The organism is Streptomyces sp. NPDC096132 (assembly GCF_044763345.1).
GTDB lineage: Bacteria > Actinomycetota > Actinomycetes > Streptomycetales > Streptomycetaceae > Streptomyces.
The window spans coordinates 1-22,834 of record NZ_JBIWGA010000013.1; the positions used below are offsets into that span (position 1 = coordinate 1).

At 70.8% G+C, this 22,834-nt stretch carries 20 protein-coding genes; 8 read left to right on the forward strand and 12 right to left on the reverse strand.

What is annotated here, in order from left to right:
• Positions 1–146 precede the first annotated feature (146 nt).
• On the forward strand, positions 147–1,499 hold the full coding sequence (locus ACIRF9_RS28390; protein ID WP_403827776.1) for an AI-2E family transporter: 1,353 nt from the start codon (positions 147–149) through the stop codon (positions 1,497–1,499).
• Positions 1,500–1,501: 2 nt separating this feature from the next.
• On the opposite strand, the gene ACIRF9_RS28395 is transcribed toward ACIRF9_RS28390, so the two are convergent.
• Complete coding sequence (locus ACIRF9_RS28395; protein WP_403827778.1) at positions 1,502–2,035, reverse strand: alkyl hydroperoxide reductase; 534 nt, start codon at positions 2,033–2,035, stop codon at positions 1,502–1,504.
• 211 nt (positions 2,036–2,246) lie between these two features.
• On the opposite strand from ACIRF9_RS28395, the gene ACIRF9_RS28400 reads away from it, so the two are divergent.
• From ACIRF9_RS28400 to ACIRF9_RS28410, 3 genes are all read left to right on the forward strand, one after another.
• On the forward strand, positions 2,247–3,167 hold the full coding sequence (locus tag ACIRF9_RS28400; protein WP_403827780.1) for a MarR family transcriptional regulator: 921 nt from the start codon (positions 2,247–2,249) through the stop codon (positions 3,165–3,167).
• Positions 3,168–3,254: 87 nt separating this feature from the next.
• Complete coding sequence (locus tag ACIRF9_RS28405) at positions 3,255–3,641, forward strand: roadblock/LC7 domain-containing protein (protein WP_403827782.1); 387 nt, start codon at positions 3,255–3,257, stop codon at positions 3,639–3,641.
• A 4-nt stretch (positions 3,642–3,645) separates the two neighbouring features.
• Entirely contained in the window at positions 3,646–4,074 is a 429-nt protein-coding gene (locus ACIRF9_RS28410) for a hypothetical protein (RefSeq protein WP_403827784.1), read from the forward strand.
• A gap of 55 nt (positions 4,075–4,129) precedes the next feature.
• Here the strand turns inward: ACIRF9_RS28410 and ACIRF9_RS28415 are convergent, their stop codons facing one another.
• The 5 genes from ACIRF9_RS28415 to ACIRF9_RS28435 form a co-directional block, all read right to left on the reverse strand.
• Positions 4,130–6,451, reverse strand: coding sequence for an ABC transporter permease (locus ACIRF9_RS28415; RefSeq protein ID WP_403827786.1), 2,322 nt, complete (start codon positions 6,449–6,451; stop codon positions 4,130–4,132).
• Entirely contained in the window at positions 6,448–7,137 is a 690-nt protein-coding gene (locus tag ACIRF9_RS28420) for an ABC transporter ATP-binding protein (RefSeq protein WP_403827788.1), read from the reverse strand. Before ACIRF9_RS28420 ends, ACIRF9_RS28415 begins: the two co-directional genes overlap by 4 nt.
• Complete coding sequence (locus ACIRF9_RS28425; RefSeq protein ID WP_133912636.1) at positions 7,134–7,658, reverse strand: PadR family transcriptional regulator; 525 nt, start codon at positions 7,656–7,658, stop codon at positions 7,134–7,136. Before ACIRF9_RS28425 ends, ACIRF9_RS28420 begins: the two co-directional genes overlap by 4 nt.
• Before the next feature lie 165 nt (positions 7,659–7,823).
• The gene (locus tag ACIRF9_RS28430) at positions 7,824–8,081 is read right to left on the reverse strand and encodes a hypothetical protein (RefSeq protein WP_403827790.1); all 258 of its coding nucleotides are present in this window, start codon (positions 8,079–8,081) and stop codon (positions 7,824–7,826) included.
• Positions 8,078–9,019 (reverse strand): SPFH domain-containing protein, encoded by a 942-nt coding sequence (locus tag ACIRF9_RS28435; RefSeq protein WP_403827792.1) that lies wholly within the window; start codon positions 9,017–9,019, stop codon positions 8,078–8,080. The genes ACIRF9_RS28430 and ACIRF9_RS28435 overlap by 4 nt, the downstream gene beginning before the upstream one ends.
• A gap of 289 nt (positions 9,020–9,308) precedes the next feature.
• On the opposite strand from ACIRF9_RS28435, the gene ACIRF9_RS28440 reads away from it, so the two are divergent.
• Positions 9,309–11,768: a transglycosylase domain-containing protein gene (locus ACIRF9_RS28440; protein WP_403827794.1), complete on the forward strand. Its 2,460-nt coding sequence runs from the start codon at positions 9,309–9,311 to the stop codon at positions 11,766–11,768.
• Positions 11,769–11,895: 127 nt separating this feature from the next.
• On the opposite strand, the gene ACIRF9_RS28445 is transcribed toward ACIRF9_RS28440, so the two are convergent.
• From ACIRF9_RS28445 to ACIRF9_RS28460, 4 genes are all read right to left on the reverse strand, one after another.
• Positions 11,896–13,998: a SpoIIE family protein phosphatase gene (locus ACIRF9_RS28445; protein ID WP_403827796.1), complete on the reverse strand. Its 2,103-nt coding sequence runs from the start codon at positions 13,996–13,998 to the stop codon at positions 11,896–11,898.
• A gap of 325 nt (positions 13,999–14,323) precedes the next feature.
• On the reverse strand, positions 14,324–15,016 hold the full coding sequence (locus ACIRF9_RS28450; protein ID WP_403827798.1) for a DUF402 domain-containing protein: 693 nt from the start codon (positions 15,014–15,016) through the stop codon (positions 14,324–14,326).
• Between the two features lie 72 nt (positions 15,017–15,088).
• The gene (locus ACIRF9_RS28455) at positions 15,089–16,492 is read right to left on the reverse strand and encodes a class II fumarate hydratase (RefSeq protein WP_403827799.1); all 1,404 of its coding nucleotides are present in this window, start codon (positions 16,490–16,492) and stop codon (positions 15,089–15,091) included.
• Positions 16,493–17,222: 730 nt separating this feature from the next.
• On the reverse strand, positions 17,223–18,917 hold the full coding sequence (locus tag ACIRF9_RS28460; protein ID WP_403827801.1) for a fumarate hydratase: 1,695 nt from the start codon (positions 18,915–18,917) through the stop codon (positions 17,223–17,225).
• 168 nt (positions 18,918–19,085) lie between these two features.
• On the opposite strand from ACIRF9_RS28460, the gene ACIRF9_RS28465 reads away from it, so the two are divergent.
• The gene (locus ACIRF9_RS28465) at positions 19,086–19,775 is read left to right on the forward strand and encodes a DUF1707 domain-containing protein (protein WP_403827803.1); all 690 of its coding nucleotides are present in this window, start codon (positions 19,086–19,088) and stop codon (positions 19,773–19,775) included.
• Positions 19,776–19,939: 164 nt separating this feature from the next.
• Positions 19,940–20,311: a WhiB family transcriptional regulator gene (locus ACIRF9_RS28470; RefSeq protein WP_079078867.1), complete on the forward strand. Its 372-nt coding sequence runs from the start codon at positions 19,940–19,942 to the stop codon at positions 20,309–20,311.
• Between the two features lie 164 nt (positions 20,312–20,475).
• On the opposite strand, the gene glpX is transcribed toward ACIRF9_RS28470, so the two are convergent.
• Complete coding sequence (gene glpX, locus ACIRF9_RS28475; protein WP_403827805.1) at positions 20,476–21,510, reverse strand: class II fructose-bisphosphatase; 1,035 nt, start codon at positions 21,508–21,510, stop codon at positions 20,476–20,478.
• 126 nt (positions 21,511–21,636) lie between these two features.
• Here glpX and ACIRF9_RS28480 point away from each other — a divergent pair, with 126 nt between their 5' ends.
• A complete protein-coding gene (locus ACIRF9_RS28480; RefSeq protein WP_403827807.1) occupies positions 21,637–22,161 on the forward strand; it encodes a DUF4245 domain-containing protein in 525 nt (174 codons plus the stop codon).
• 67 nt (positions 22,162–22,228) lie between these two features.
• Here ACIRF9_RS28480 and ACIRF9_RS28485 read toward each other — a convergent pair whose 3' ends face one another.
• Entirely contained in the window at positions 22,229–22,819 is a 591-nt protein-coding gene (locus ACIRF9_RS28485) for a malonic semialdehyde reductase (RefSeq protein ID WP_403827809.1), read from the reverse strand.
• Positions 22,820–22,834 lie beyond the last annotated feature (15 nt).

Genomic DNA, 22,834 nt, shown 5'->3' on the forward strand with positions numbered 1-22,834 from the left:
CAGGAACAAGATCAGCACGCACCCCGCCCACCCTGCCGACCAAGATCGTCGAGCACAAGACCGGCAGCTCAACTCATTCTGAAACGATCAGTAAGCCGACGACTCCAGGGGGAGTGGTGGGGAGAGACGGGGGAAGAGGGCGGATCATGTCGCGAGTGCCAGGGTGGCTCGGCCGGCTGGGTGCCGGTCTGACCGAGATGGGTGAGCGGCTCGACGAGCGCCGCGCCGAAGTGGACCGGGAGAGCGACACCGACACCGACGAGCCGGGGCCGGGGGCGCCCGAGGCCGCCGTAGCGCCCCCCGTGGACCCGTCACCCCCCGTCCCGCGCCCCGATCCCGCACAGGTCGTTCCGTGGGGTGTCCGGGTCGCCGCCGAGGCGGGCTGGCGGCTGCTGGTGCTCGCCGGGACCGTCTGGGTGCTGATGAAGGTCATCAGCGCCGTCCAACTCGTCGTCCTCGCCTTCGTGGTCGCCCTGTTGCTGACCGCTCTCCTCGAACCCACCGTGGCCCGGCTCAAGCGCATGGGGGTGCCCCGGGGGCCCGCGACCGCCCTCACGGCGATCCTCGGGTTCGTCGTCATCGGCCTGATGGGCTGGTTCGTGACCTGGCAGGTCATGGAGAACATCGACAACCTCTCCGACCAGGTCCAGGACGGCATCGAGGACCTGCGCCGCTGGCTGCTCAACAGCCCCTTCCACGTCACCGACAAGCAGATCAACGGCATCGCCAAGAACCTGCGCGAGGCGGTCGGCGCCAACACCGACTCCATCACCTCGGCCGGTCTGGAGGGCGTGACGGTCGTCGTCGAGGCGCTCACCGGGATCCTGCTGGCGTTCTTCTCGACGCTCTTCCTGCTCTACGACGGCAAGCGGATCTGGGAGTGGACGCTGAAGCTGGTTCCCGCCGCCGCCCGGCCGGGTGTGGCCGGCGCGGGACCGCGGGCCTGGGCGACGCTCACCGCGTATGTGCGCGGCACCGTGGTCGTGGCGCTGATCGACGCCATCTTCATCGGCCTGGGCATCTACTTCCTCGACGTGCCGATGGCCGTGCCGCTCGCCGTGTTCATCTTCCTGTTCTCGTTCATCCCGCTGGTCGGCGCGGTGGCCTCCGGCGCGCTGGCGGTGGTGGTGGCGCTGGTGACGCAGGGCGTGTTCACCGCGGTGATGACGCTGGCGGTCGTGCTGGCGGTGCAGCAGATCGAGGGACACATCCTGCAGCCGTTCATCCTCGGCCGCGCGGTCCGCGTCCACCCGCTCGCCGTGGTCCTGGCCGTCGCCTCCGGCGGCATGGTCGCGGGCATCGGCGGCGCGGTGGTCGCCGTACCGCTGGTGGCGGTGACGAACACGGTGGTGGGCTATCTGAAGGCCTACTCCCAGGAACCGGCCCTACGGACGTCACCGAGGCCGCGGGGGGCGACGGCGGTGGACGTGGCACCGGTGAGCGCCGGGGGCGATTCCAGCCCGTCCGCCGGTGGGGGTACCCCCTCTGGGGGAGTCTGAGGCTACTCGGCGAGGATCGCCTCCGCGTCCAGCGTCACACCGACCGCGTGGATCACCGAGGCGATCCTGAACGCCTCCTGGATCACCTCACGGCCGACGCCCGCCTTGCGCAGCGCCTGCTCGTGCGAGTCCAGGCACAGCCCGCACGCGTTGATCGCGGACACCGCGAACGACCACAGCTCGTAGTCGACCCTGTCGACCCCGGGGTCGCCGAGGAGGTTCATCCGCAGACCGGCCCGCAGACGCCCGTACTCGGGGTCGGACAGCAGATGCCGGGTGCGGTGGAAGACGTTGCTCATCGCCATCGTCGCGGCGGCGGACTTCGCCGCCGTGTACGCCTCCGGCGAGAGGTGCGCCTTCGCCTCCGGTGCCAGCTCGCGCAGCACGATCGGGGAGCGGGAGGCGATCGCGGTCGCCAGGACCGTGCCCCACAGCTGCTGCGCCGGCAGGTCGGAGTCGCCGACGACCGAGCCCAGGTTGTGTCTCAGGTCCTTGGCGTACTCCGGTACCGCGGACTTCAGCGCATCCAGTGACAACCTCAACCTCCAGGTTCACGAGGAGCAGACCACATGCGTTTCCATTCGGTCAAATGAACACCGAACACAGATATTTGAATTCCACGAGGGAACAAGTTCCGTCAGGTCGGGGCAGGTAGTAAATCCCCGACTGGAATATGCGCCGAGGCTGATAGACATTCCCCCCTGAGCGCTACGCGTCAGGCGTATGTGCGAAAGGGCAAGGGGAGTGATGTCGGGCTACGAGCTGCTGGCACGCGACCTTGCCGCGTGCGTGCGCGAGGGGTTCACGGGCGAGCTGCGGGTGGCGGGCGCACCCGGCGGCACCTTCCATCTGAGCGGCGGCCTGATCGCCGCGGTCGAGTCGCCGGGCGCACCCGGGGCGGAGGCGCTGCTGCTGCGCTCCGGGCGCATCGCCGGCGAGGAGTGGGCCGCGCTGGTGCGCGAGTCCGGGGGCGCGCGCTGGCCGGTCGCCGGGCTGATCGCCCACGGCTACGCGGGGGCCGCCCAGCTCCGGGTGGTCTGTGCGATGGCCCTTCAGGACGCCGCGTTCGCGGTCGTCGCGGGCAGCGTCGACGGCTGCGAACGCGGTCCGGCGACCGGGCCACCGCCCGCCCCGGTCACCATCGGCGAGACGCCCACCCGGCTGCTGCAGGAGGCGTCCCGCAAACTGTCCGCGCTGCTGGCCATGCCGTACCCGGTCCGCCCGGAGCGGGAGCGCCCCGTGCCCGGCTCCCTCTCCTGCGTCGCCGACCGCCTCGGCCCGCTCCAGCGGGAGGTGCTCACCCACGCCGACGGTCGGCGCACCGCCCGCGACCTGGCCTTCCGCACCGGGCGCGGGGTCTACACGGTCACCGTGGCGGTGGCCAGGATGCTGGGCGAGGGACTGCTGGAGTGCGCCGACGCGCCCGCGCCGATCCCGGTGCGGCTGCTGCCCGACGGCCATGGCGTACACCCCCGCGAGCCGGCCCCGCCCCCACCGCCCGTCCCGGTGCCGCCGGCCGAACCACCCCCCGAGCCCGCCACCCTGCCCCGCCGCCGCCCCGGTGCCAGCGGCATCAACGAGGCACTCGCGCCGGAACACCCCGAGGACAACGGCGGCGCCACCGGCTGGAAGGACTTCTTCCGCCTCCGCAATCCGACGGCGAAATAGGCGGACAGCTGGATTGTCGGCCCCGCCCGGAAAACCCCCACAGAAAAAAGACGGTCATATGCGATCAGGATCAGGGGAGTTGCACTCATGGACCACAAAGCCCTCGCACAGGAGATGCGGGGCCTGCGCGAGCAGGTGACCGGTATCACCGACACCGCGGTCGCCGCGGCCGACGGGCTGCTCATCGCCGCCGACACGGCCGACACGATCGACCCGGAGGGCCTCGCCGCCCTCGCCGCGGCCGGTCTCGGCCTCGCCCGCCGTACCTCCGAGGCGACCGCCCGGGGCGCCCTGCACCGCACGGTGACCTACGGCAGCCACGGCTGCGCCGCGTTCTACGCCGTCGGCGACACCGCGCTGATGGTCGTACTCGGAGACGAGGGGATGGATGTGGAGCGCCTGCACCGGGCGACCCAGCCGGCGCTGCGCCGCATCGATCTGATCCTCACCGAGAAAACCACCGAAGGAGTCTGAAGGGATGGCGACGAAGCGTATGACCCCCGGTTTCTCCGATCAGGTGATGGGCCTGGTCAAGTCACTGCGTACGGATGCCCCGGACTGCGTCGCCTCCGGCGTCGTCGACATGTCCACCGGCATGCTGCTGTCCTACGAGACGGTCGACAACCACCCGCCCGAGGTCCTCGACCTCCTGGCGGGCGCGACACTCGACCTCTTCCAGGGCCGCACGGTCGTGATGATCGAGGACGTCTTCAAGGAGCGGCGCGGCATCCAGACCGACAACCACTTCTTCCAGGAGATCCTCGTCAACAGCGACAACCTCACCCACCTGTTCGTGAGGATGAACGAGCAGCAGGACGTCGTCGCGGTGGTCGTCTGCCGCAAGTCCGTCAACGTGGGCATGCTGTTCGCGCAGGTGCGGAGGGTGGTGCGGGAGTACCAGCTGTGAACGGGCGAAGGGCCCCTCGAGAGCTGCCTCGAGGGGCCCTTCCACGGGGGCCGGGCTACTCCGTGCGCAGCCCCTCCGGCCGCATCAGCCGCACCAGCGGCGGCAGGCTCAGCAGCGTCACCACCAGGACGACGGCCGCGCCGATGCCGGTCATCGACAGCACGACCCCCCAGTTCACACCCACCGGCTGGTCGGTCATCCGCAGCAGCACCGCGCCCAGCGTCAGCCCCACCACCGAGGCCAGCACCAGGCCGAGCCCGATCGGGATCGCCGTCTGCCACAGCACCGACATGCTCAGCGTGCGGCGCCGGGTGCCGAAGGCGACCAGGGACGACAGCAGCTTCCTGCGCTCGCGCAGCTGCTCCAGCTGCGACACCAGCAGGCTCGCCCCGATCAGCGCCAGTACACAGATCGCGCCGACGAACAGCCCGGTGCGGATCGACTCGTACCTCCGGGACGTCTCGGTCCCCGACCAGATCATCGGACTCGCCAGCGGGTCCACGGCGGCGGCGGTGTTGAGGACGTACTCGTCGGCGTCGGGCACCGACCGGTCGACCGAGAGGTAGAGCTGCCCGGAGACCACGCCCGCGAAGTCCCGGGGCATCGCGCCCGGGGTCATCAGGAAGCCGCCGCGCAGACCGCCGGACGGGTCCTCCACCGCCGTCACCTGCCGGATACCGGCCGGCACCGTCCAGGTGACCACGCTGTCGCCGTCCTCGATGTACAGCTTCTTGCCGGGCTTGTTCAGCAGCGGTCCGTCGGTGGAGTAGTCGTCGCCGTCGCCCAGGAAGATGTCGCCGTCCTTGCAGGAGGGCAGCTTCGCCACCTCGCGCAGCGCCGCGCAGTCGCCGACGGCCAGCTCGGTGCCGTGGGTGGGGCCGTCGCCGGTCGTCGAGGGGGCGTCACCGAGATAACCCTCCGACAGCGCGATGACCCGCCGTACGCCCTTGGTGTCCTCGAACCGCCGGGCGGCGCCCGCCAGCGGCGTGCCCTTGGGCACGGTCACCTGCATCTGGGCCCGTGAGAGGTCCTCCTTGCTGGGCTTGGTGTACTGGTCGTCGACCCCGGCGAACAGCATCTGGAGCGCGATCGCCCCGGCCACCGCCACCGCGATGCCGTTGACCATGCGGGCCGCCGTGCCGCTGCTCAACTGCAGCCGACGTACGGCCAGTTGCCAGGCGACCCCGCCCGCGCCGAGCCGGGCCACGACGCGCTCCACCAGCCACGGCAGCAGCGCGGTCACACCGACCAGCAGCAGCAGGACACCACCGACCACCAGGTACTGGTTGAAGTCCCCTTCGGTCCTGCCCTGGCCCATCATCGGATAGAGCATCGCGAGACCGGCCAGCGGCAGCAGCAGCCGCCACCACAGCCGGCGCCGGGCGGGCTTCGCCGCGCGCACCACACCGAGCGGCTCGATCACCACGCCGCGCAGCGCGAGGAGGGTGACGAGTACGGCGGCGGCCGGCACCGCGACCGCGACCAGCGCGGCGAGGGCGGGCGAGGGGTTGAGGTAGCTGGGCCAGACGCTGATGCCCAGCACCTCGACGGACCCCACCACCTGCCGTCCGAGCAGGAAGAACGCCGTGCCGAGGACCAGCCCGAGCAGGGCGCCGGCCATCGCCTCGCCCGCCGCGACCCGCCGGGTCATCCCGCCGTCGGAGCCCACCAGCCGCAGCGCCGCGAGCCGCCGGTCGCGCCGCTCGCCGCCGAACCGCACGGCCGCCGCGATGAACACAGCGACCGGCATCAGCAGGACCGTGATCATCACGACGCTCAGCAGCACCAGCACGGGGTCGGCCTTCTCGCGGTCCGGGTTGATCATCCCGAACCTCGTCAGCCGGGCCACTCCGGGGTCATCGGTGTCGAGCCCGGTGGCGCCGGCGAAGTAGGCGAGTTCCTGCGAGCCGACCAGACCGGGCTCCGCGATGGTCCCGACGATCCGGTACGGCAGGCGCTCCCGCAGCAGCTTCGCGCCGTCCGAGGCGAGCAGCCGCTTCAGCGCGGGGGAGACGACCATCTCGCCCTTCGCCGGGAACGCGTCGACGCCGGGCGGCAGCGGGGCGCGCGGCCCCTCCGCCTCCAGCAGCCGGCCGCGCACGTCCTTCGAACGGAACGTCGTGTCGGTCTGCGCGATCAACAGGGAGTTGTCCGCGGGGCGCGGCTCCTCGGCCGTGAACGTGTAGTCGGCACGGGCCTGTTCACGCGCGTGCCGCTCGACGATCACCCCGGGCAGCGCGGCGGCCAGCAGCAGCAGCGCCACACCGAGCCCGACGCCGACCGCCGTCAGCGTGGCCCGGATCCACCCCTCCCGGCCGCCCGCGAAGGCGAACCGGACCCCCAGGGCGAGATCCCTGGTCCACTGGCGCGCGTTCATACGACCCGCTCCATGTCCCGCGACTTCCCGTCCCGTACGACGATCTCGCGGTCGGAGTAGGCGGCCACCCGCGCCTCGTGCGTCACCAGCACCACGGCCGCGTTGGCCGACCGGGCCGCCTCGGTGAGCAGCTCCATCACGCGCTCGCCGTTGAGCGAGTCCAGCGCGCCGGTCGGTTCGTCGGCGAAGACGACCCGCGGGCTGGTGACCAGCGAGCGCGCCACCGCGACCCGCTGCCCCTGCCCGCCGGAGACCTCCCCCGGCCGCTTCTTCGCGAGGTCGTCGACCTCGAGGCGTTCCATCCAGCCCAGCGCGGTGCGCTCGGCCTGCTTGCGCGCGGTGCCGTTCAGCCGCATCGGCAGGGCCACGTTCTCCACGCAGGTCAGCTCCGGCACGAGCTGCCCGAACTGGAACACGAACCCGAACTCCGAGCGCCGCAGCCGGCTGCGGCCCGCGTCGCTCATCGTCGCCAGGTCCTGCCCGTCGTACAGGATCGAACCCGAGTCGGGCGTCACGATGCCGGCGAGGCAGTGCAGCAGCGTCGACTTGCCGGACCCGGACGGGCCCATCACCGCGACGACCTCGCCGGGGTGGATGGAGAACTCGGCGCCGTCCAGCGCCATCGTCGGCCCGTACGCCTTCTTCAGGTTCTCGGCGGCGAGCAGGGATCCCCCCGGAGCGTTCATGCGGTCACCGTGGCCTTCAGCTTGTCGAGGCGCGCGGCGGCGAGCTCCAGCCAGCGCAGGTCGGCCTCGAGATGGAACAGGGCGTGGTCGCAGATCAGCTGGTCCGCCAGATCACCCTTGCGCTTGCGGTCGGTCAGGATGCGCATGCTGCGCAGGTGCTCCGCCCGCTGGGTGTCGAGGATGTCGGCCGCGTCGCGCTCGGTGAGCAGCGCCAGGACGACCTTCGTGTACAGCGTCGACTGCAGGTACGGCTCGGGCTTCTCGGGCGTGGCGAGCCAGCGCTCCACGTCGGTGATCCCGGCGTCGGTGATGGCGTACCGCTTGCGCTCGGGGCCACCGCCGGCCTCGATGCCGTCGACCTCGACGAGGCCGTTCTTCAGCAGCCGCGACATCGTCGAGTAGACCTGGCCGTAGTGCAGCGGCCGGTCGTGACCGAACTTCTCGTCAAAGGCCCGCTTCAGGTCGTAACCGTGTCGGGGCCCGGACTCCAGGAGTCCCAGGAGGGTGTGACCGATGGACATGGGGAGGACTGTACATGCGGTGTATACCCGGGGTGTATACGCGGAGTGTGTAGGTGATGGCGGGGAGTGGGAGTGTGCAGGTGGGCGCCCGTTGTCACCGTTCTGCAACAGCCGGCCGGCCCGTCTGGGGGCACCCGCTCTGGGGGAGCTTGAGGACGAGGCCGTTCAGGCCGACGGGGGTCTGGGGGCGGAGCCGCCGGGGGGTCGCCCACGGCGGGGGATGGGCCCGGCCTCGCCGGGCAGCCGCCCCGCCTCCTTCAAGGCTTTCCGCAGCAGGAACTCGATCTGCGCGTTCGCCGACCGCAGCTCGTCCGAGGCCCAGCGGGCCAGCGCGTCGTGCACCAGCGGGTCCAGCCGCAGCAGCACCTGCTTGCGCTGCTGCGGCCGGCGCCGAGGGGCCGAACCCTCTTCGGGTGAGGTCACTGGTAGAGCGTCCCCGTGTTCAGTACCGGCTGCGGCGCCCGGTCCCCGCAGAGCACCACCATCAGGTTGGACACCATCGCCGCCTTCCGCTCCTCGTCCAGCTCCACGATCTCCTGCTCGGCGATCCGGCTCAGCGCCGCCTCGACCATCCCGACCGCCCCGTCCACGATCTCCCGCCGCGCCGCGACCACCGCGCCCGCCTGCTGCCGCTGGAGCATCGCCGAGGCGATCTCCGGAGCGTAGGCGAGATGCGTGAACCGGGACTCGATGATCCGCACACCGGCCGCCTCCACGCGCGCGTGGAGCTCGGCGGCGAGCTTCTCGGTGATCTCCTCGGCGTTGCCGCGCAGCGAGAGGCCGTCCTCGTCGTGGGAGTCGTAGGGGTACTCGATGGCGATGTGCCGCACGGCCGCCTCGGTCTGGGTGGAGACGAACTCCAGGAAGTCGTCCACCTCGAAGGTGGCCTGCGCGGTGTCCTGCACCTTCCACACCACGACCGCGGCGAGCTCGATGGGGTTGCCGTAGGCGTCGTTGACCTTCAGGACGGCCGTCTCGTGGTTGCGGACGCGGGTGGAGATCTTCTCGCGGGAGGTGAAGGGGTTCACCCAGCGCAGCCCGTCCTCGCGGATGGTGCCCCGGTAGCGCCCGAACAGCTGCACCACGCGCGCCTCACCCGGCGCCACCGTGTTCAGCCCGCACATCGACAGGAACGCGGCGATGCCTATGACGATGCCGCCGACGATCAGCGCGGCCTTGCCGCCGGCCGCGGTCACCGTCGTGGCCAGGACGATCAGTCCGGCGCCGGCCAGCAGTCCGACGAGCCCGGAGAGCAGTGCGAGCCCGCCGCCCACGCTGTGCGCCGGGAACTCCTTCACGCGCGGCGCGGGCATCTCGGGCAGGTCGGCAGAGGAGTGGTCTGTGGAGTGGTCTGTGGACATCGAAAGGTCCCCCGTTTCGTACGGATATGAACAGCTTTGCGTGGTTCGAGCATAGCTTCGGTCTAGCTAAGTGATAACACTTTACCCGCGAATGGCAACCCTGAACCTCTATCGTTCGTCGGATCAGGTGGAGTGGTATGCCGGTGTCGCCGGACGGGGTGCTGATTCTCACCCCCTCCGAGGACCGGATCGAGAGCCCTTCGTCACAGCAGGCGGTGTTAGCTTTCTGAGCTGACCGGCCTCCGGGCACTGATGTGACTGCCGAGTAGGAAGCGGAGCGAGCGGACTCATGGGACGAGCGGACGAGAGACGAGCGCGACAGAGCGGTGGCCGTCGCGCGGCGCCCAAGAACCGCTCGGCACGCAGAGAGGCCCCCTCGTCGCGCAGCGAGACGCGATCGGCCGTCGAGGCCCCCGAGGCTCCCGAGACCCGCGAGACCGAGGGTCCGGTGCCCGGCGGCCGCGCGGCCGCACGCAGGGCCGCGGCCGGCAAGAAGGGCCGGGGAGCCAAGGGCGGCAAGGCCGGTAAGAAGGAGAAGAGCCTCATACGCCGGATCTTCACCTGGAAGAAGATCCTCGGCGCCTTCCTCCTCATGACCACGGCCGTCATCGGCGCCGTCGTCTGGCTGTACGTCAGTACGCCGATCCCCGAGGGCAACGCCGACGCCAAGCTCCAGAGCAACGTCTACGAGTACGCGGGCGGCGCGATCCTGACCCGCGACGGGACGGTCAACCGGGAGGTCGTCGATCTCGCCCAGGTCCCCAAGGAGGTCCAGCGCACCTTCGTCGCCGCCGAGAACAAGACCTTCTACAACGACGCCGGCGTCGACCTCAAGGGCACCACACGAGGCATCCTCAACACGCTCATGGGCAAGGGCGCGCAGGGTGGTTCGACGATCACCCAGCAGTACGTCAAGAACTACTACCTGAGCCAGGAACAGACCGTCACGCGCAAGCTGAGGGAACTGGTCATCTCGCTCAAGCTGGACCGGGAGAAGTCCAAGGACTACATCCTGGCCGGCTACATCAACACCAGCTACTACGGCCGCGGCTGCTACGGCATCCAGGCCGCCGCTCAGTGCTACTACCGCGTGGACGCCGACAAGCTCACCGTCGAGCAGGGCGCCTACCTCGCCGCCCTGCTCCAGGCCCCCAGCCAGTACGACTGGGCCGTCGCCACCGACACCGGCAAGCGGCTGGTCAAGGCCCGCTGGAACTACGTCCTCGACAACATGGTCGAGCAGGGCTGGCTCGACAAGAGCGAGCGCGAGGACATGACGTTCCCGGAGCCCAAGGAGCCCAAGGCCAACCCGAGCCAGGAGGGGCAGGTCGGCTACCTGGTCAACGCGGCCAACGCCGAACTGATGCGCCAGCTCGTCGCCACGGGCGTGGCCGACGACCTCAAGGCGGCCGAGGCCATGGTCACCCGCGGCGGCTGGAACATCGAGCTCAACATCGACAAGAAGAAGCAGAAGGCCCTGGAGGCCGCGGTCAAGGAACAGCTGACCAGCAAGCTGGACGCGAAGAAGCGCTCGGTCGACGGTGACGTCCAGGCCGGCGCGGTGTCGGTGAACCCCAAGACGGGCGCCGTCGTGGCGATGTACGGCGGCAAGGGCTACACCGAGCACTACGTCAACAACGCCACCCGCACCGACTACCAGCCCGCCTCCACCTTCAAGCCGGTGATCCTCGCCGCGGCCTTCGACGAGAACGCCCAGACGCAGGACGGCGACGAGATCAACGCCAACACGATCTACGACGGCACCAGCAAGCGCCCGGTCGTCGGCAGCGACATCGGCTTCGCCCCGGAGAACGAGGACGACCAGGACTACGGCGACGTCACCGTCCAGACGGCGCTGAACAAGTCCATCAACTCCGTCTTCGCGCAGATGGGTGTCGACGTCGGCATGGACAAGGTGCTGAAGGTCGCGAGCGACCTCGGCATGGACACCGAGGACCTGAAGGCCGTCCCGGCCCAGACCCTCGGCACCATGGGCGCGAGCCCCCTGCAGATGGCCGGTGTCTACGCCACCCTCGACAACCACGGCAAGAAGGTCACCCCGTCGCTCATCAAGTCGGCGAAGAACAGCGCCTACCCGTCGTTCAAGCTCACCGATCCCATCGGGGATCAGGTCATCGACCGGGAGGCCGCGGACTCGGTCACCTCCGTCCTCACCGGCGTGGTCGACGACGGTACGGCCAAGAAGTCCGTGCGGGACAACCCCCTGCGCAAGGGCCAGAAGGTGGCCGGCAAGACGGGTACATCCGACAACAACAAGTCGGCCTGGTTCACCGGCTACACCCCCGACCTGGTGACCTCGGTCGGCCTGTTCGGCGAGAAGGCCAAGACCGGAGCCCAGGTCTCGCTGACCGGCGCGACGACGGGCCTGACCACGGTCGCGGGCCGCATCAACGGTGGTGGCTTCCCGGCGCAGATCTGGGCGGCGTACACCTTCGGCGTCTCCACCAAGGTCACCAAGTTCGACCTGGAGACCGACCAGGGCGCGGCGGTCCAGACGTCCTCCCCGTCCCCGCCCTCGTCCCCGTCGTCGAGCCCCACCCCCTCCAACACGCCGACGACGGCCCCCCCGACGACGAACGCCCCGACGACGAACGCCCCGACGACGAACGCCCCCACGACGAACCCTCCGACGACGACGCCCCCGACAGGCGGCACCACGACGGAACCGTCCACGGAGGACCCGACGACGGAACCAGAGAACCCACTGGATCCACAGAGCGGCCAATAGGGAAATGAAGGAAGGGCGCCCGGTAATACCGGACGCCCTTCCTTACTTCAGGGGCGCGGGGCTGTATCGATTTGCGGCTCCGCCGCGTGGGCGCGACCAGCCACGGCGCACCCGCACCGCACCCGAATTACGACCGATTCAACTCGAACCACACAACCTTGCCGGTACTGAGCCGAGTAGCCCCCCACCGCCGGGCAAGCCGATTGACCAAATACAGCCCCCGCCCACCCTCATCGGTGGCCCGAGCCTGCCGCAGCCGAGGCAACTGGGGGACGTCGTCCCCCACCTCGCACCGCAGCACATCGGTCCGCAGCAACCGCAGAGTGACCGGCCGCGAGGCATACCGCACCGCGTTGGTCACCACTTCGCTCACCAGCAGCTCGACGGAGTCGGTCAGATCCTCCATCCCCCACCGGGACAACGCCCGCCGGGCCAGCCGCCGGGCACGGCCCGGTGCCGCGTCCTCCGGCTCCAGGAACCAGTACGCCACATCGCTCGGCGCGATCCCGTCGAAGCGGGCGGCGAGCAGCGCGATGTCGTCGTCCCGGTCGCCCGGACCGAGCATGTCGAGCACCTCGTCGCACAGCGCCTCCAGCGGCGGCGGGTGATCGGGCCCCGTGAGCTGAGCGGTCGCGGCCAGCTTCTCCCGCAGCTGCTCTATCCCGGTCGCCACGTCCCGCAGCCGGGACTCGACCAGGCCGTCGGTGTACAGCAGCAGCGTCGCCCCGGCCGGGGCGTCCAGCTCCACCGCCTCGAAGTCGACCCCGCCCACGCCGATCGGCGCCCCCGGAGGCACCCGCAGCACCTCGGCCCGGCCGCCCAGGTGCAGCAGCACCGGTGGGGGATGGCCCGCGTTGGCGATGGTGATGCGGTGCGATACGGGGTCGTAGACGGCGTAGAGGCAGGTCGCCATGCGGTCGGAGCCCAGCCGCTGGGCCTGCTCGTCGAGGTGGTGCAGCACCTCCTGCGGCGGCAGGTCGAGCCCGGCGAGGGTCTGGGCGGTCGTCCGCAACTGCCCCATGATCGCGGCCGACGTCATCGAATGCCCCATGACATCGCCCACGACGAGCGCCACCCGGCTGCCCGGCAGCGGGATCGCGTCGTACCAGTCGCCGCCCACCCGCGCGGTCTCGGCCGCCGGCAGATAGCGGGAGGCCAGCCGTACGCCCGTGGGGCGCGGCAGGTGCTCCGGGAGCATGGTGCGCTGGAGCTCGTCCGCGATGTACGCCTCACGGTCGTACAGGACCGCCTTGTCGATGCCGAGCGCGCTGTGCGTGGCGAGCTGGGCCGCCACGAGCAGGTCGTCGTTCTCGAACGGGAACCGCTCCGGGCGGCGCAGGAAGACCGCGGCGCCGATCACCCGGCGGCGGCCCCGCAGCGGGGCCAGGATGGCCCGCTGGCCGCCCGGGACGACCAAGGTGCTGTCCTCGCCCAGAAGTTCGGGCAGCGCGGCACGGGCGGCCGGGCTGTCGGCGAACACCGGACGCACCCCGCGCAGCACCTCCGCGAGGGCCCCGCCGGGCCGCACCTCGCACAGTTCCGCGATCGCGGAGGACAGCTCGGCGGTCAGCTCCGCCGGTTCCGGGGGCGGCAGGGCGAGCGCGGCGAAGCCGGTCTCGGTGTCGCGCTCCTCCGGGATGCGGTCGGTGCGCCGCAGCCGCAGCATGACGCGGTCGGCCACCGGCCGCTCGTCGCCGACGGGCAGCGGGTCGCGCAGATAGACGAGGATCGCGTCGGAGAAGGTCGGCACGGTGGCGCGGCACAGCCCCATCACGATCTCGTCGAGGTCCAGGCCGCGGGCGATCCGCCGGGTCGCGGCGCCCACGAAACGCAGCCGGTCCCCGTCGCGCCGCATCGGCGTGGGCCGCCCGGGCGTCACCCCTTGCCCCGTACGACGCTCGGAACGCACGTCACCGCCCGGCTGGGCCGGGATGGACTCGGGTGCCGGACGCGGCCGATGGCTGTCGGGTTCGGCGCCGGCCGCCGGCTGGGAGTGCTCGGCCTGTGGAACGGCCGGATCCTTTCCCTTGGCACTCTTGTTTCCCTTGCTGCCCTTCCCGCTGGTGGCCCTCGACGCGGTGGTGCCAGGGCCGTCCTCCGTGCGGCCCTGACCGGCGGCGGGAGGTAAGGCGCCCGATCCGTCCGGTGCCGGGGTATGCAGGAGCGCCCCGCGGGGGTCCGTGGGGTCGACGCCCTGGGGGCGTTCGTAGCTGGTGGGCTGCTCCGTCACGCGTGTCGAATCCGTCCGTCCGGGGCTGCGTGCCGCGCACGCAGTTGGTCCCGCAGGAAACCCGATACCCGGAATACCTGTCCCCGGAACGGAATTCCCGCGTGGTCAGAGGCTGTTCCTGTGTCACCGGAGGACCGGGCACGGCCCTGGCGGCCGACGCCGAAAGTCCTTCCGGCCTCGCCGGTGTTGCCCTCGTACCCCTCGCTCACGTCCTGCCGCCCCTCGGTGACGTTCGGTCAGACCCGGTGTCGGCCCCGGGAGTTGCTGTTCCATGGTCTTGCGGAGGACGATCCTACGTTTCCTGCCCGGGGGCACATCAAGGGTCTCATGTGGACATGTGCGCCGGGATGCGGTCCCAGTCCTCCGGAAGCAACGGTACGGCCCAGGAGGCGTCCGGGCGCCAGTGCTGCCAGCCCTCGTTGAACGGAGCCCCCCAGGCGCGGATCACCTCCACCGCCCCGCGGCCCGCCCGGCGCACCTGCTCGGCGACGGAGGCGTCCATCAGTCCGTCCTGCTGGGCCTGCGCGAACTCGTCCTCGTCCCGCCAGCCCCAACTGCGGTCGGGGTACACACAGATGTCCAGGAAGTGGTCCTCGGAGTCCACTCCGCCGTCCCAACGGGCCAGCGGCTCCTCCAGGTTGACGTACCAGTTCTTGAACTGCCAGCCCGGCTCCCAGAACAGCCACACCGACCAGGGCTCGCCGGGCCGGGCCAGCTTCAGCACGCCGGTGCCGAACCAGCGGTCGAGCTGGACGGTCCGGGGCTTGGTGTAGCGGGTCGGCAGCGGTTCCTGGTGCAGGGGGGTGCCGTCCGCGAGCACGGGCTTGACGACCTGGGTGCCGGGCGCCAGCCAGACCGCGAGCAGTTCCTCGTCGTCACGGACGACGGTGACCGGGCGGGCGATGTGGAAGCCCGCGCCGCCGTTCTCCCGGTAGCGCCACAGGATCTGGTCCCCGGGCGCCCAGAAGGCCGCCGCACCGCCCGTTCCCACGCGTCTCACCGCTCCAGCCTCTGCCATGCACAGATATTAGGTGCCATGGGCATACGACGCTGCGGCGCCCGTCACGGTTCTGCGCGCGGGCGCCAAAGGTTACGGACGCGTCATACGCAGGACATCCAGCGCCTCGTCGAGCTGCTCGACCGTCAGGTCACCGCGCTCCACATACCCGCTTTCGAGTACCACCTGACGGATGGTCCTCCGCTCCGCCAGCGCCTTCTTGGCGACCTTGGCGGCCTCCTCGTAGCCGATGTACTTGTTGAGCGGCGTGACGACCGACGGCGAGGACTCGGCGTACTCCCGGGCCCGCTCCCGGTCGGCCACGATCCCGTCCACGGTCCGGTCGGCGAGCAGCCGGGCCACGTTGGCGAGCAGCCGGATCGACTCCAGTACGTTCTTGGCGATGACCGGCAGCATCACGTTGAGCTCGAAGTTGCCGGCCGCTCCGGCGGTGGCGACGGTGGCGTCGTTCCCCACGACCTGCGCGGCGACCATCAGCACCGCCTCCGGGATCACCGGGTTGACCTTGCCGGGCATGATCGAGGAGCCGGGCTGGAGGTCGGGGAGCGAGATCTCGGCGAGACCGGTCCGCGGCCCCGAGGCCATCCACCGCAGATCATTGGCGATCTTCGTCAGCGACACGGCGACGGTCCGGAGCTGCCCGCTGGTCTCGACGATCCCGTCCCGGGCACCCTGCGCCTCGAAATGATCCCGTGCCTCCGTCAGCGGCAGCCCGGTGACCCGGGCGACCTCCTCGATGACGGCGGCGGAGAAGCCGGGCGGGGTGTTGATCCCGGTCCCCACGGCGGTCCCCCCGAGGGGCAGCTCGGCGAGCCGGGGGAGGGAGGCGCGCAGCCGCTCCACGCCGTACCGCACCTGGGCGGCGTACCCCCCGAACTCCTGTCCAAGGGTGACAGGCGTGGCGTCCATCAGATGGGTCCGCCCGGACTTCACGACGTCGGCGAACTCCTCGCTCTTGCGGCCGAGCGAGTCGGCGAGGTGCTCCAGGGCCGGGATCAGGTCCTGGGTGACGGCGGCGGTGGCGGCGATGTGGATCGACGACGGGAACACGTCGTTGGACGACTGGGAGGCGTTGACGTGGTCGTTGGGGTGGACGTCCCGCCCCAGCCGCTCACCGGCCAGCGTCGCGATGACCTCGTTGGTGTTCATGTTGGACGAGGTGCCGGAGCCGGTCTGGAACACGTCGACGGGGAAGTGCTCGTCCCACCGCCCCTCGGCCACCTCGGCGGCCGCGTCCTGGATCGCCTCGGCGATCTCCTTGTCGAGCACCCCGAGTTCGGCGTTCACCTTGGCGGCCGCGCCCTTGATCCGGGCGAGGGCCTCGATGTGCGCCCGCTCGATGCGCTGCCCCGAGACGGGGAAGTTCTCCACGGCCCGCTGCGTCTGCGCCCGCCACTTGGCATGCGCCGGGACACGCACCTCACCCATGGAGTCGTGCTCGATCCGGTAGCTGCCGTTGTCCTGCTCGTCGGTCATCGACGATCACCTCCACGGGGGACAGCATCGCGCACGTGCTCCCTGTTCCCCCGGAAGCGAGGCACGGGCGGGAGCGCCCCCGTCAGCACCGGCCCAGGTCCTCCAGCCCGTCCGGCGTTTGAGGACGAGACCCGTTCGGGGCCGAAGGGGGGTTTGGGGGCACAGGCCCCAGCGGGGTGCGGGGGCGGAGCCCTGGCGGGGTCCGGGGGGCGGAGCCCCTGGTGGGGTCGAAGGGGCGGAGCCCGTGGCGGGGTCCGGGGGGGCGGAGCCCGTGGTGGGGTCGAAGGGGCGGAGCCCCGCTGGGGTGCAGGGGCGGAGCCCGTGGCGGGGTCCGAGGGCGGAGCCCCGCTGGGGTGCGGGGGCGGAGCCCGTGGTGGGGTCCGGGGGCGGAGCCCCAGAGGGCGCGGGGGCGGAGCCCTGCCGGGGTGCAGGGGCGGAGCCCGTGGCGGGGTCCGAGGGCGGAGCCCCGCTGGGGTGCGGGGGCGGAGCCCGTGGTGGGGTCCGGGGGCGGAGCCCCAGAGGGCGCGGGGGCGGAGCCCTGCCGGGGTGCAGGGGCGGAGCCCGTGGCGGGGTCCGAGGGCGGAGCCCCGCTGGGGTGCAGGGGCGGAGCCCGTGGCGGGGTCTGGGGGCGGAGCCCCTGGTGGGGTCGAAGGGGCGGAGCCCCTGGGGGATGGGACGGGTAGGGGCGGCGGGGGCGAGACCCTCTCCCGCCTCCCGCCGCCCCGAGGCACTACGCCAGCCCAGGCCCCCGCACCGGGATCGAGGTGAACGTCGGCGCCGGGGCCGGGTCCTTGAAGAAGTCGTTGCCCTTGTCGTCGACGACGATGAAGGCCGGGAAGTCCTCGACCTCGATCTTCCAGACCGCCTCCATGCCGAGCTCCTCGTACTCGACGACCTCGACCTTCTTGATGCAGTCCTGGGCGAGGCGGGCGGCGGGCCCGCCGATGGAGCCGAGGTAGAAGCCGCCGTGGCTGCCGCAGGCGTCGGTGACCTGCTGCGAGCGGTTGCCCTTGGCCAGCATCACCTTGGAGCCGCCCGCCGCCTGGAACTGCTCGACGTAGGAGTCCATCCGGCCGGCCGTGGTCGGGCCGAAGGAGCCGGACGCGTAACCCTCGGGGGTCTTGGCCGGGCCCGCGTAGTACACCGGGTGGTCCTTCAGGTACTGCGGCATCTCCTCGCCCGCGTCCAGCCGCTCCTTGATCTTGGCGTGCGCGATGTCACGGGCCACGACCAGGGGACCGGAGAGCGAGAGGCGGGTCTTCACCGGGTACTTCGTCAGCTCGGCGAGGATGTCGTCCATCGGCTGGTTGAGGTCGATGCGGACCACGTCCTCGTCGGAGGAGTCGAGGCCCGCGGCGGAGCCGCTGTTGAGCTCAGCGTCCGTGGTGTCCGGCAGGAACCGCGCCGGGTCCGTCTCCAGCTGCTCCAGGAAGACGCCCTCGGCGGTGATCTTCGCGACGGCCTGGCGGTCGGCGGAGCAGGAGACGGCGATGGCGACCGGGCAGGAGGCGCCGTGCCGGGGGAGCCGGACCACGCGTACGTCGTGGCAGAAGTACTTGCCGCCGAACTGCGCCCCGATCCCGATCTTCTGCGTCAGCTCGAAGACCTTCTCCTCCAGCTCCTTGTCCCGGAAGCCGTGCCCGAGCGCCGAGCCCTCGGCCGGGATCTCGTCCAGGTAGTGCGCGGAGGCGTACTTCGCCGTCTTCAGCGCGTACTCGGCGGACGTACCGCCGACGACGATCGCCAGGTGGTACGGCGGACAGGCGGCCGTACCCAGCGAGCGGATCTTCTCCTCCAGGAACTTCATCATGGAGGCCTCGTTCAGGACGGCCTTCGTCTCCTGGTAGAGGAACGACTTGTTGGCCGAGCCGCCGCCCTTCGCCATGAACAGGAACTTGTACGCGCCGCCGTCCGTGGCGTACAGCTCGATCTGCGCCGGCAGGTTCGACCCGGTGTTCTTCTCCTCCCACATGGTGAGCGGAGCCATCTGCGAGTACCGCAGGTTCAGCTTGGTGTAGGCGTCGTAGATGCCGCGGCTGAGGGCCTCCTCGTCGCCGCCCTGGGTGAGGACGTTCTGGCCCCGCTTGCCCATCACGATCGCCGTGCCGGTGTCCTGGCACATGGGCAGCACGCCCGCCGCCGCGATGTTCGCGTTCTTCAGCAGGTCCAGCGCGACGAACTTGTCGTTGCCCGACGCCTCGGGGTCGTCGATGATCCGGCGCAGCTGGGCGAGGTGGGCCGGGCGCAGGTAGTGCTGGATGTCGTGGATGGCCTCCGCGGCGAGCTTGCGCAGCGCCTCCGGCTCCACCTTGAGGAACGTCCGTCCGTCGGCCTCGAAGGTGGAGACACCCTCGGAGGTCACCAGCCGGTAGGGGGTGGTGTCCTCTCCCATGGGGAGCAGATCGGTGTACTCGAACTCAGGCATCTTCGCCCATTCCTCACTCGACAGACGGCGGCCCGCCGAAGAGACGGGCAGGCTCCACCAGCGTAGAACCTGCCTCTGACAGCGAGCTTGTGAGGTAAGGCTCAGTTCGAGGCAGGGTCACCCCTCCGGGGACTATCGCGATCTATCGTGTTTGGGTACGCTGGCCCCGTGGACCTTCAGAAGCAGACCGCTGCCGCCCCCACACCGACCGCCGAGCTGCGCGCCTCGGACGCCGACCGCGACCGCATCGCCGACATCCTGCGCGAGGCCCTGGCGGAGGGCAGGCTCACCGCCGACGAACATGCCGAGCGCGTCGAGGGCGTGCTGGCCGCCAAGACGGTGGGAGAGCTGGAGGTCTTCATACGGGACCTGCCCGCCGCCCACCAGCGCCGCACCGCCCCCGTCGGCGCCCCGCACCACCCGGCCGCCGGTGCGATCCCCGCCGACGCCGACGACCACGTGGTCGCGGTCTTCAGCAGCGCCAGCCGCCGGGGCCGCTGGCGCGCGGGCCGCCGCGTCCACGCGTACGCGGTCTTCGGCAGCGTCGAGATCGACCTGAGCGAGGCGCTGTTCGAGTACCAGCAGGTCATGATCAAGGCGTGGGCCGTCTTCGGCAACGTCGAGATCCGCGTCCCGGAGAACGTGTCGCTGCGCGGCACCGGCGGCGGCGTCCTCGGCAGCTTCGAGGTGGACGCGCTCGACTCCCCGGAGCCGGACGCCCCCGTGGTCTACGTCGACGGCTGGGCCGTCCTGGGCAACATCGAGGGCAGGCCGAAGCGGGGCAGGCTCGTCGCGGACATTCTCGATCGCGTTCAGCGCAAGGTCGACAAGGGTTTGCGCAAACACCTGGACCGTTGACGGTCGTGAATCCGGCCGCGCCCCGGGCGACCCCCGCGTCCCACCGGACCGCGCAGGACTCCCCGGAATCCAGCGGATCGGAACCGAGTGCATAGGCGCGCGCACAGCGGGTAGGCCTTGCTGCATCGTCTCTCGCTCGCGAAGCCGTCGTCAGGAGTAGACCCGTGCTGCAACCGCCGCATTCGTCCCTGCAGGTCGCCGCCGTTCCGGCCCAGCGGGTGCCAGCGCGCGACCAAGACGCTCCCTGGCACACCGAGGCGGTGTGCCGGCGCGACGAGGCAGGCCTTTTCTTCGCCCCCTCCAAGGAACCCACGGCCGCCCGCCTTTCCCGCGAGGAGGCCGCGAAGCGGGTCTGCGCCCGCTGTCCCGTCATGGTCGAATGCCGCGAGCACGCCCTGCTCCAGCCGGAGCCCTACGGCGTCTGGGGCGGCCTCACCGCCGCCGAACGCCGCGTCGTCCTGGCCCGACGCCGCCGCCGCGACATGGAACTGAAGAAGGCGGCCAGGACGGCGGGCCGCATAGCGCAGGCGGGCTGACGGTCTTTGCGTGCGAGCGGGGCGCCCCCTCCGCACCGGGGGCGCCCCGCCTACTTGCTTTTAGGGGCGCGGGGCGCCATCGATTAGCGGCTCCGCCGCGGGGGCGCGACCAGCCACATCGCACCCGCAGTCGCACAGGGCCCGCAGCCCCCCACCCGTAGGCGCTACTTCGCGCGATCGAAGTCAATCGCGCTGTAAGCCCGCAGCTTGCTCAGCCGATGCACGGAATCGATCCTCCGCACGGTCCCCGACTTCGACCGCATCACGATCGAGTCGGTCGTCGCGGTCTCCGACCGGTACCGCACCCCGCGCAGCAGCTCACCGTCGGTGATCCCGGTCGCGACGAAGAACACGTTCTCGCCCTTGACCAGGTCCTCGGTGGTCAGCACCCGGTCGAGATCGTGCCCCGCGTCGATCGCGCGCTGCCGCTCCTCGTCGTCCTTGGGCCACAGCTTGCCCTGGATGGTGCCGCCCAGGCACTTCACGGCGCAGGCCGAGATGATCCCCTCGGGCGTGCCGCCGATGCCGAGCAGCAGGTCGATACCGGTGCCCTCGCGCAGCGCCAGGATCGAGCCGGCCACATCGCCGTCGGAGATCAGCTTGATGCGCGCGCCGGTGTCCCGGATCTCCTTGATCATGCCCTCGTGCCGGGGCCGGTCGAGGATGACGACGGTGACGTCCTCGGGGGTGGCCCGCTTGGCCTTGGCGACCCGGCGGATGTTGACCTCGATGGGCGCGTTGATGTCGACGAACTCGGCGGCCTCCGGGCCGGTGACCAGCTTGTCCATGTAGAACACCGCGGACGGGTCGAACATCGCGCCCCGCTCGGTGGCGGCGAGGACGGCGATCGCGTTCGGCATGCCCTTGGCCGTCAGCGTGGTCCCGTCGATCGGGTCGACGGCGATGTCGACCTCGGGCCCGGTCCCGTCGCCGACGCGCTCGCCGTTGAAGAGCATCGGCGCCTCGTCCTTCTCGCCCTCCCCGATGACGACGACGCCGTTCATCGAGACGGTGGAGACGAGGGTCCGCATCGCGCGCACCGCGGCACCGTCGGCGCCGTTCTTGTCACCGCGCCCCACCCAGCGGCCCGCGGCCATCGCGGCGGCTTCGGTCACCCGGACCAGTTCCAGGGCGAGGTTGCGGTCGGGGGCCTCGGAGGGGACATCGAGCTCGGACGGCAGATGATGGTTCTCGGTCATCGGAGCGCACCTTTCTGATACGACGACGGCCGGATGAGGGTTCGACCTCGACTCTATCGTCAGTCCGACAAAATGAGCAGGGGACCCCACGGATGAGCGGGCCGGGCACCTGCGACGATAGGGGGCGTGGCAGGTTCGAACGGCAAGCAGAAGACGGCCCGGGACATGATTCTTTCCCTGGGCCTCATCGTGATCGCGGCGTGGGTCATCTACCTCTTCGTCCCGCACGACGATCACGCTCCCGACATCAAGCGGGTCGACTACCGCGTCGAACTCCTGACCGCGCGCCGAGCGGCGTCGTACCCGGTGGCCGCGCCCGAGGGCCTGTCCGGGAACTGGAAGGCGACCTCCGTACGCTTCCAGGGCGCCGACTTCGACTCCTGGCATCTCGGCTTCCAGACTCCCGACGGTCAGTACGTCGCCGTCGAGCAGTCCACTCAGAAGCGCTCGCAGTTCATCGACGAGGCCAGCCAGGGCGGGCAGGCGACCAAGGTGACCGAGGAGATCGGCGGCCGCACCTGGACCCGCTACACCGGCGGCCGCTACGACGCGCTGGTCCTGCAGGGCACCGAAGGCTCGACGACGGTGGTGGCGGGCACGGCGTCCTTCGAACGCCTGACGGAGATGGTGAAGGCGCTGGAGCTCGCGTGATCGCTTCGCGTACGTGAGGAGGCCCCCGGCTGCGCAGCCGGGGGCCTCCTCACGTGTGTCGCATGGCTCAGACGGTGGTCACGACTTCGTCGTACGCCCGCCGCGGGGAGCGCGGGTAGGACGCGTCCGTGCCCGGCTTGCCGATGTTGATCACCATCAGCGGGGTGTGGTCGTCGTCGAGGAACTCCTTGCGGACACCCTCGAAGTCCAGACCGGTCATCGGGCCGGCGGCCAGGCCGGCCGCGCGGATGCCGATGATGAAGTAGGCGGCCTGCAGGGCGGCGTTCATCCCGGCGGCGCCCTCGCGGGCCGCGCGCTCGGCGAAGAACAGGTCCTTGGCCTGCGGGAAGGCCGGGAAGAGGGTCGGCAGCTCCTCGTGGAACTCGTTGTCCGCGGAGAGGATCGCGACCAGCGGGGCGGTGGACGTCTTGGCCTTGTTGCCGTCGGCCATGTGCTGGACCAGCCGCTCACGGGCCTCGGTCGAGCGGACCAGGGTGATGCGCAGCGGGGTCTGGTTGAACGCGGTGGGGCCGAACTTGACCAGGTCGTAGATCGCCTGGACCTGCTCGTCGGTCACCGGCTCGTCGGTGAAGGTGTTCGCGGTGTGGGCCTCGCGGAACAGCAGGTCCTGGGCGGCGGGGTCAAGAACGAGAGACATGCCTGAACTTCCTCT

Bases quoted from the DNA above. Each gene is read 5' to 3' on its own strand.
- ACIRF9_RS28485 (WP_403827809.1), bottom strand. From the start codon at position 22,819: ATGTCTCTCGTTCTTGACCCCGCCGCCCAGGACCTGCTGTTCCGCGAG.
- ACIRF9_RS28450 (WP_403827798.1), bottom strand. From the start codon at position 15,016: ATGGCAGAGGCTGGAGCGGTGAGACGCGTGGGAACGGGCGGTGCGGCG.
- ACIRF9_RS28440 (WP_403827794.1), top strand. From the start codon at position 9,309: ATGGGACGAGCGGACGAGAGACGAGCGCGACAGAGCGGTGGCCGTCGC.
- ACIRF9_RS28425 (WP_133912636.1), bottom strand. From the start codon at position 7,658: ATGTCCATCGGTCACACCCTCCTGGGACTCCTGGAGTCCGGGCCCCGA.
- glpX (WP_403827805.1), bottom strand. From the start codon at position 21,510: ATGACCGAGAACCATCATCTGCCGTCCGAGCTCGATGTCCCCTCCGAG.
- ACIRF9_RS28420 (WP_403827788.1), bottom strand. From the start codon at position 7,137: ATGAACGCTCCGGGGGGATCCCTGCTCGCCGCCGAGAACCTGAAGAAG.
- ACIRF9_RS28455 (WP_403827799.1), bottom strand. From the start codon at position 16,492: ATGACCGACGAGCAGGACAACGGCAGCTACCGGATCGAGCACGACTCC.
- ACIRF9_RS28400 (WP_403827780.1), top strand. From the start codon at position 2,247: ATGTCGGGCTACGAGCTGCTGGCACGCGACCTTGCCGCGTGCGTGCGC.
- ACIRF9_RS28410 (WP_403827784.1), top strand. From the start codon at position 3,646: ATGGCGACGAAGCGTATGACCCCCGGTTTCTCCGATCAGGTGATGGGC.
- ACIRF9_RS28460 (WP_403827801.1), bottom strand. From the start codon at position 18,917: ATGCCTGAGTTCGAGTACACCGATCTGCTCCCCATGGGAGAGGACACC.
- ACIRF9_RS28435 (WP_403827792.1), bottom strand. From the start codon at position 9,019: ATGTCCACAGACCACTCCACAGACCACTCCTCTGCCGACCTGCCCGAG.
- ACIRF9_RS28415 (WP_403827786.1), bottom strand. From the start codon at position 6,451: ATGAACGCGCGCCAGTGGACCAGGGATCTCGCCCTGGGGGTCCGGTTC.
- ACIRF9_RS28405 (WP_403827782.1), top strand. From the start codon at position 3,255: ATGGACCACAAAGCCCTCGCACAGGAGATGCGGGGCCTGCGCGAGCAG.
- ACIRF9_RS28390 (WP_403827776.1), top strand. From the start codon at position 147: ATGTCGCGAGTGCCAGGGTGGCTCGGCCGGCTGGGTGCCGGTCTGACC.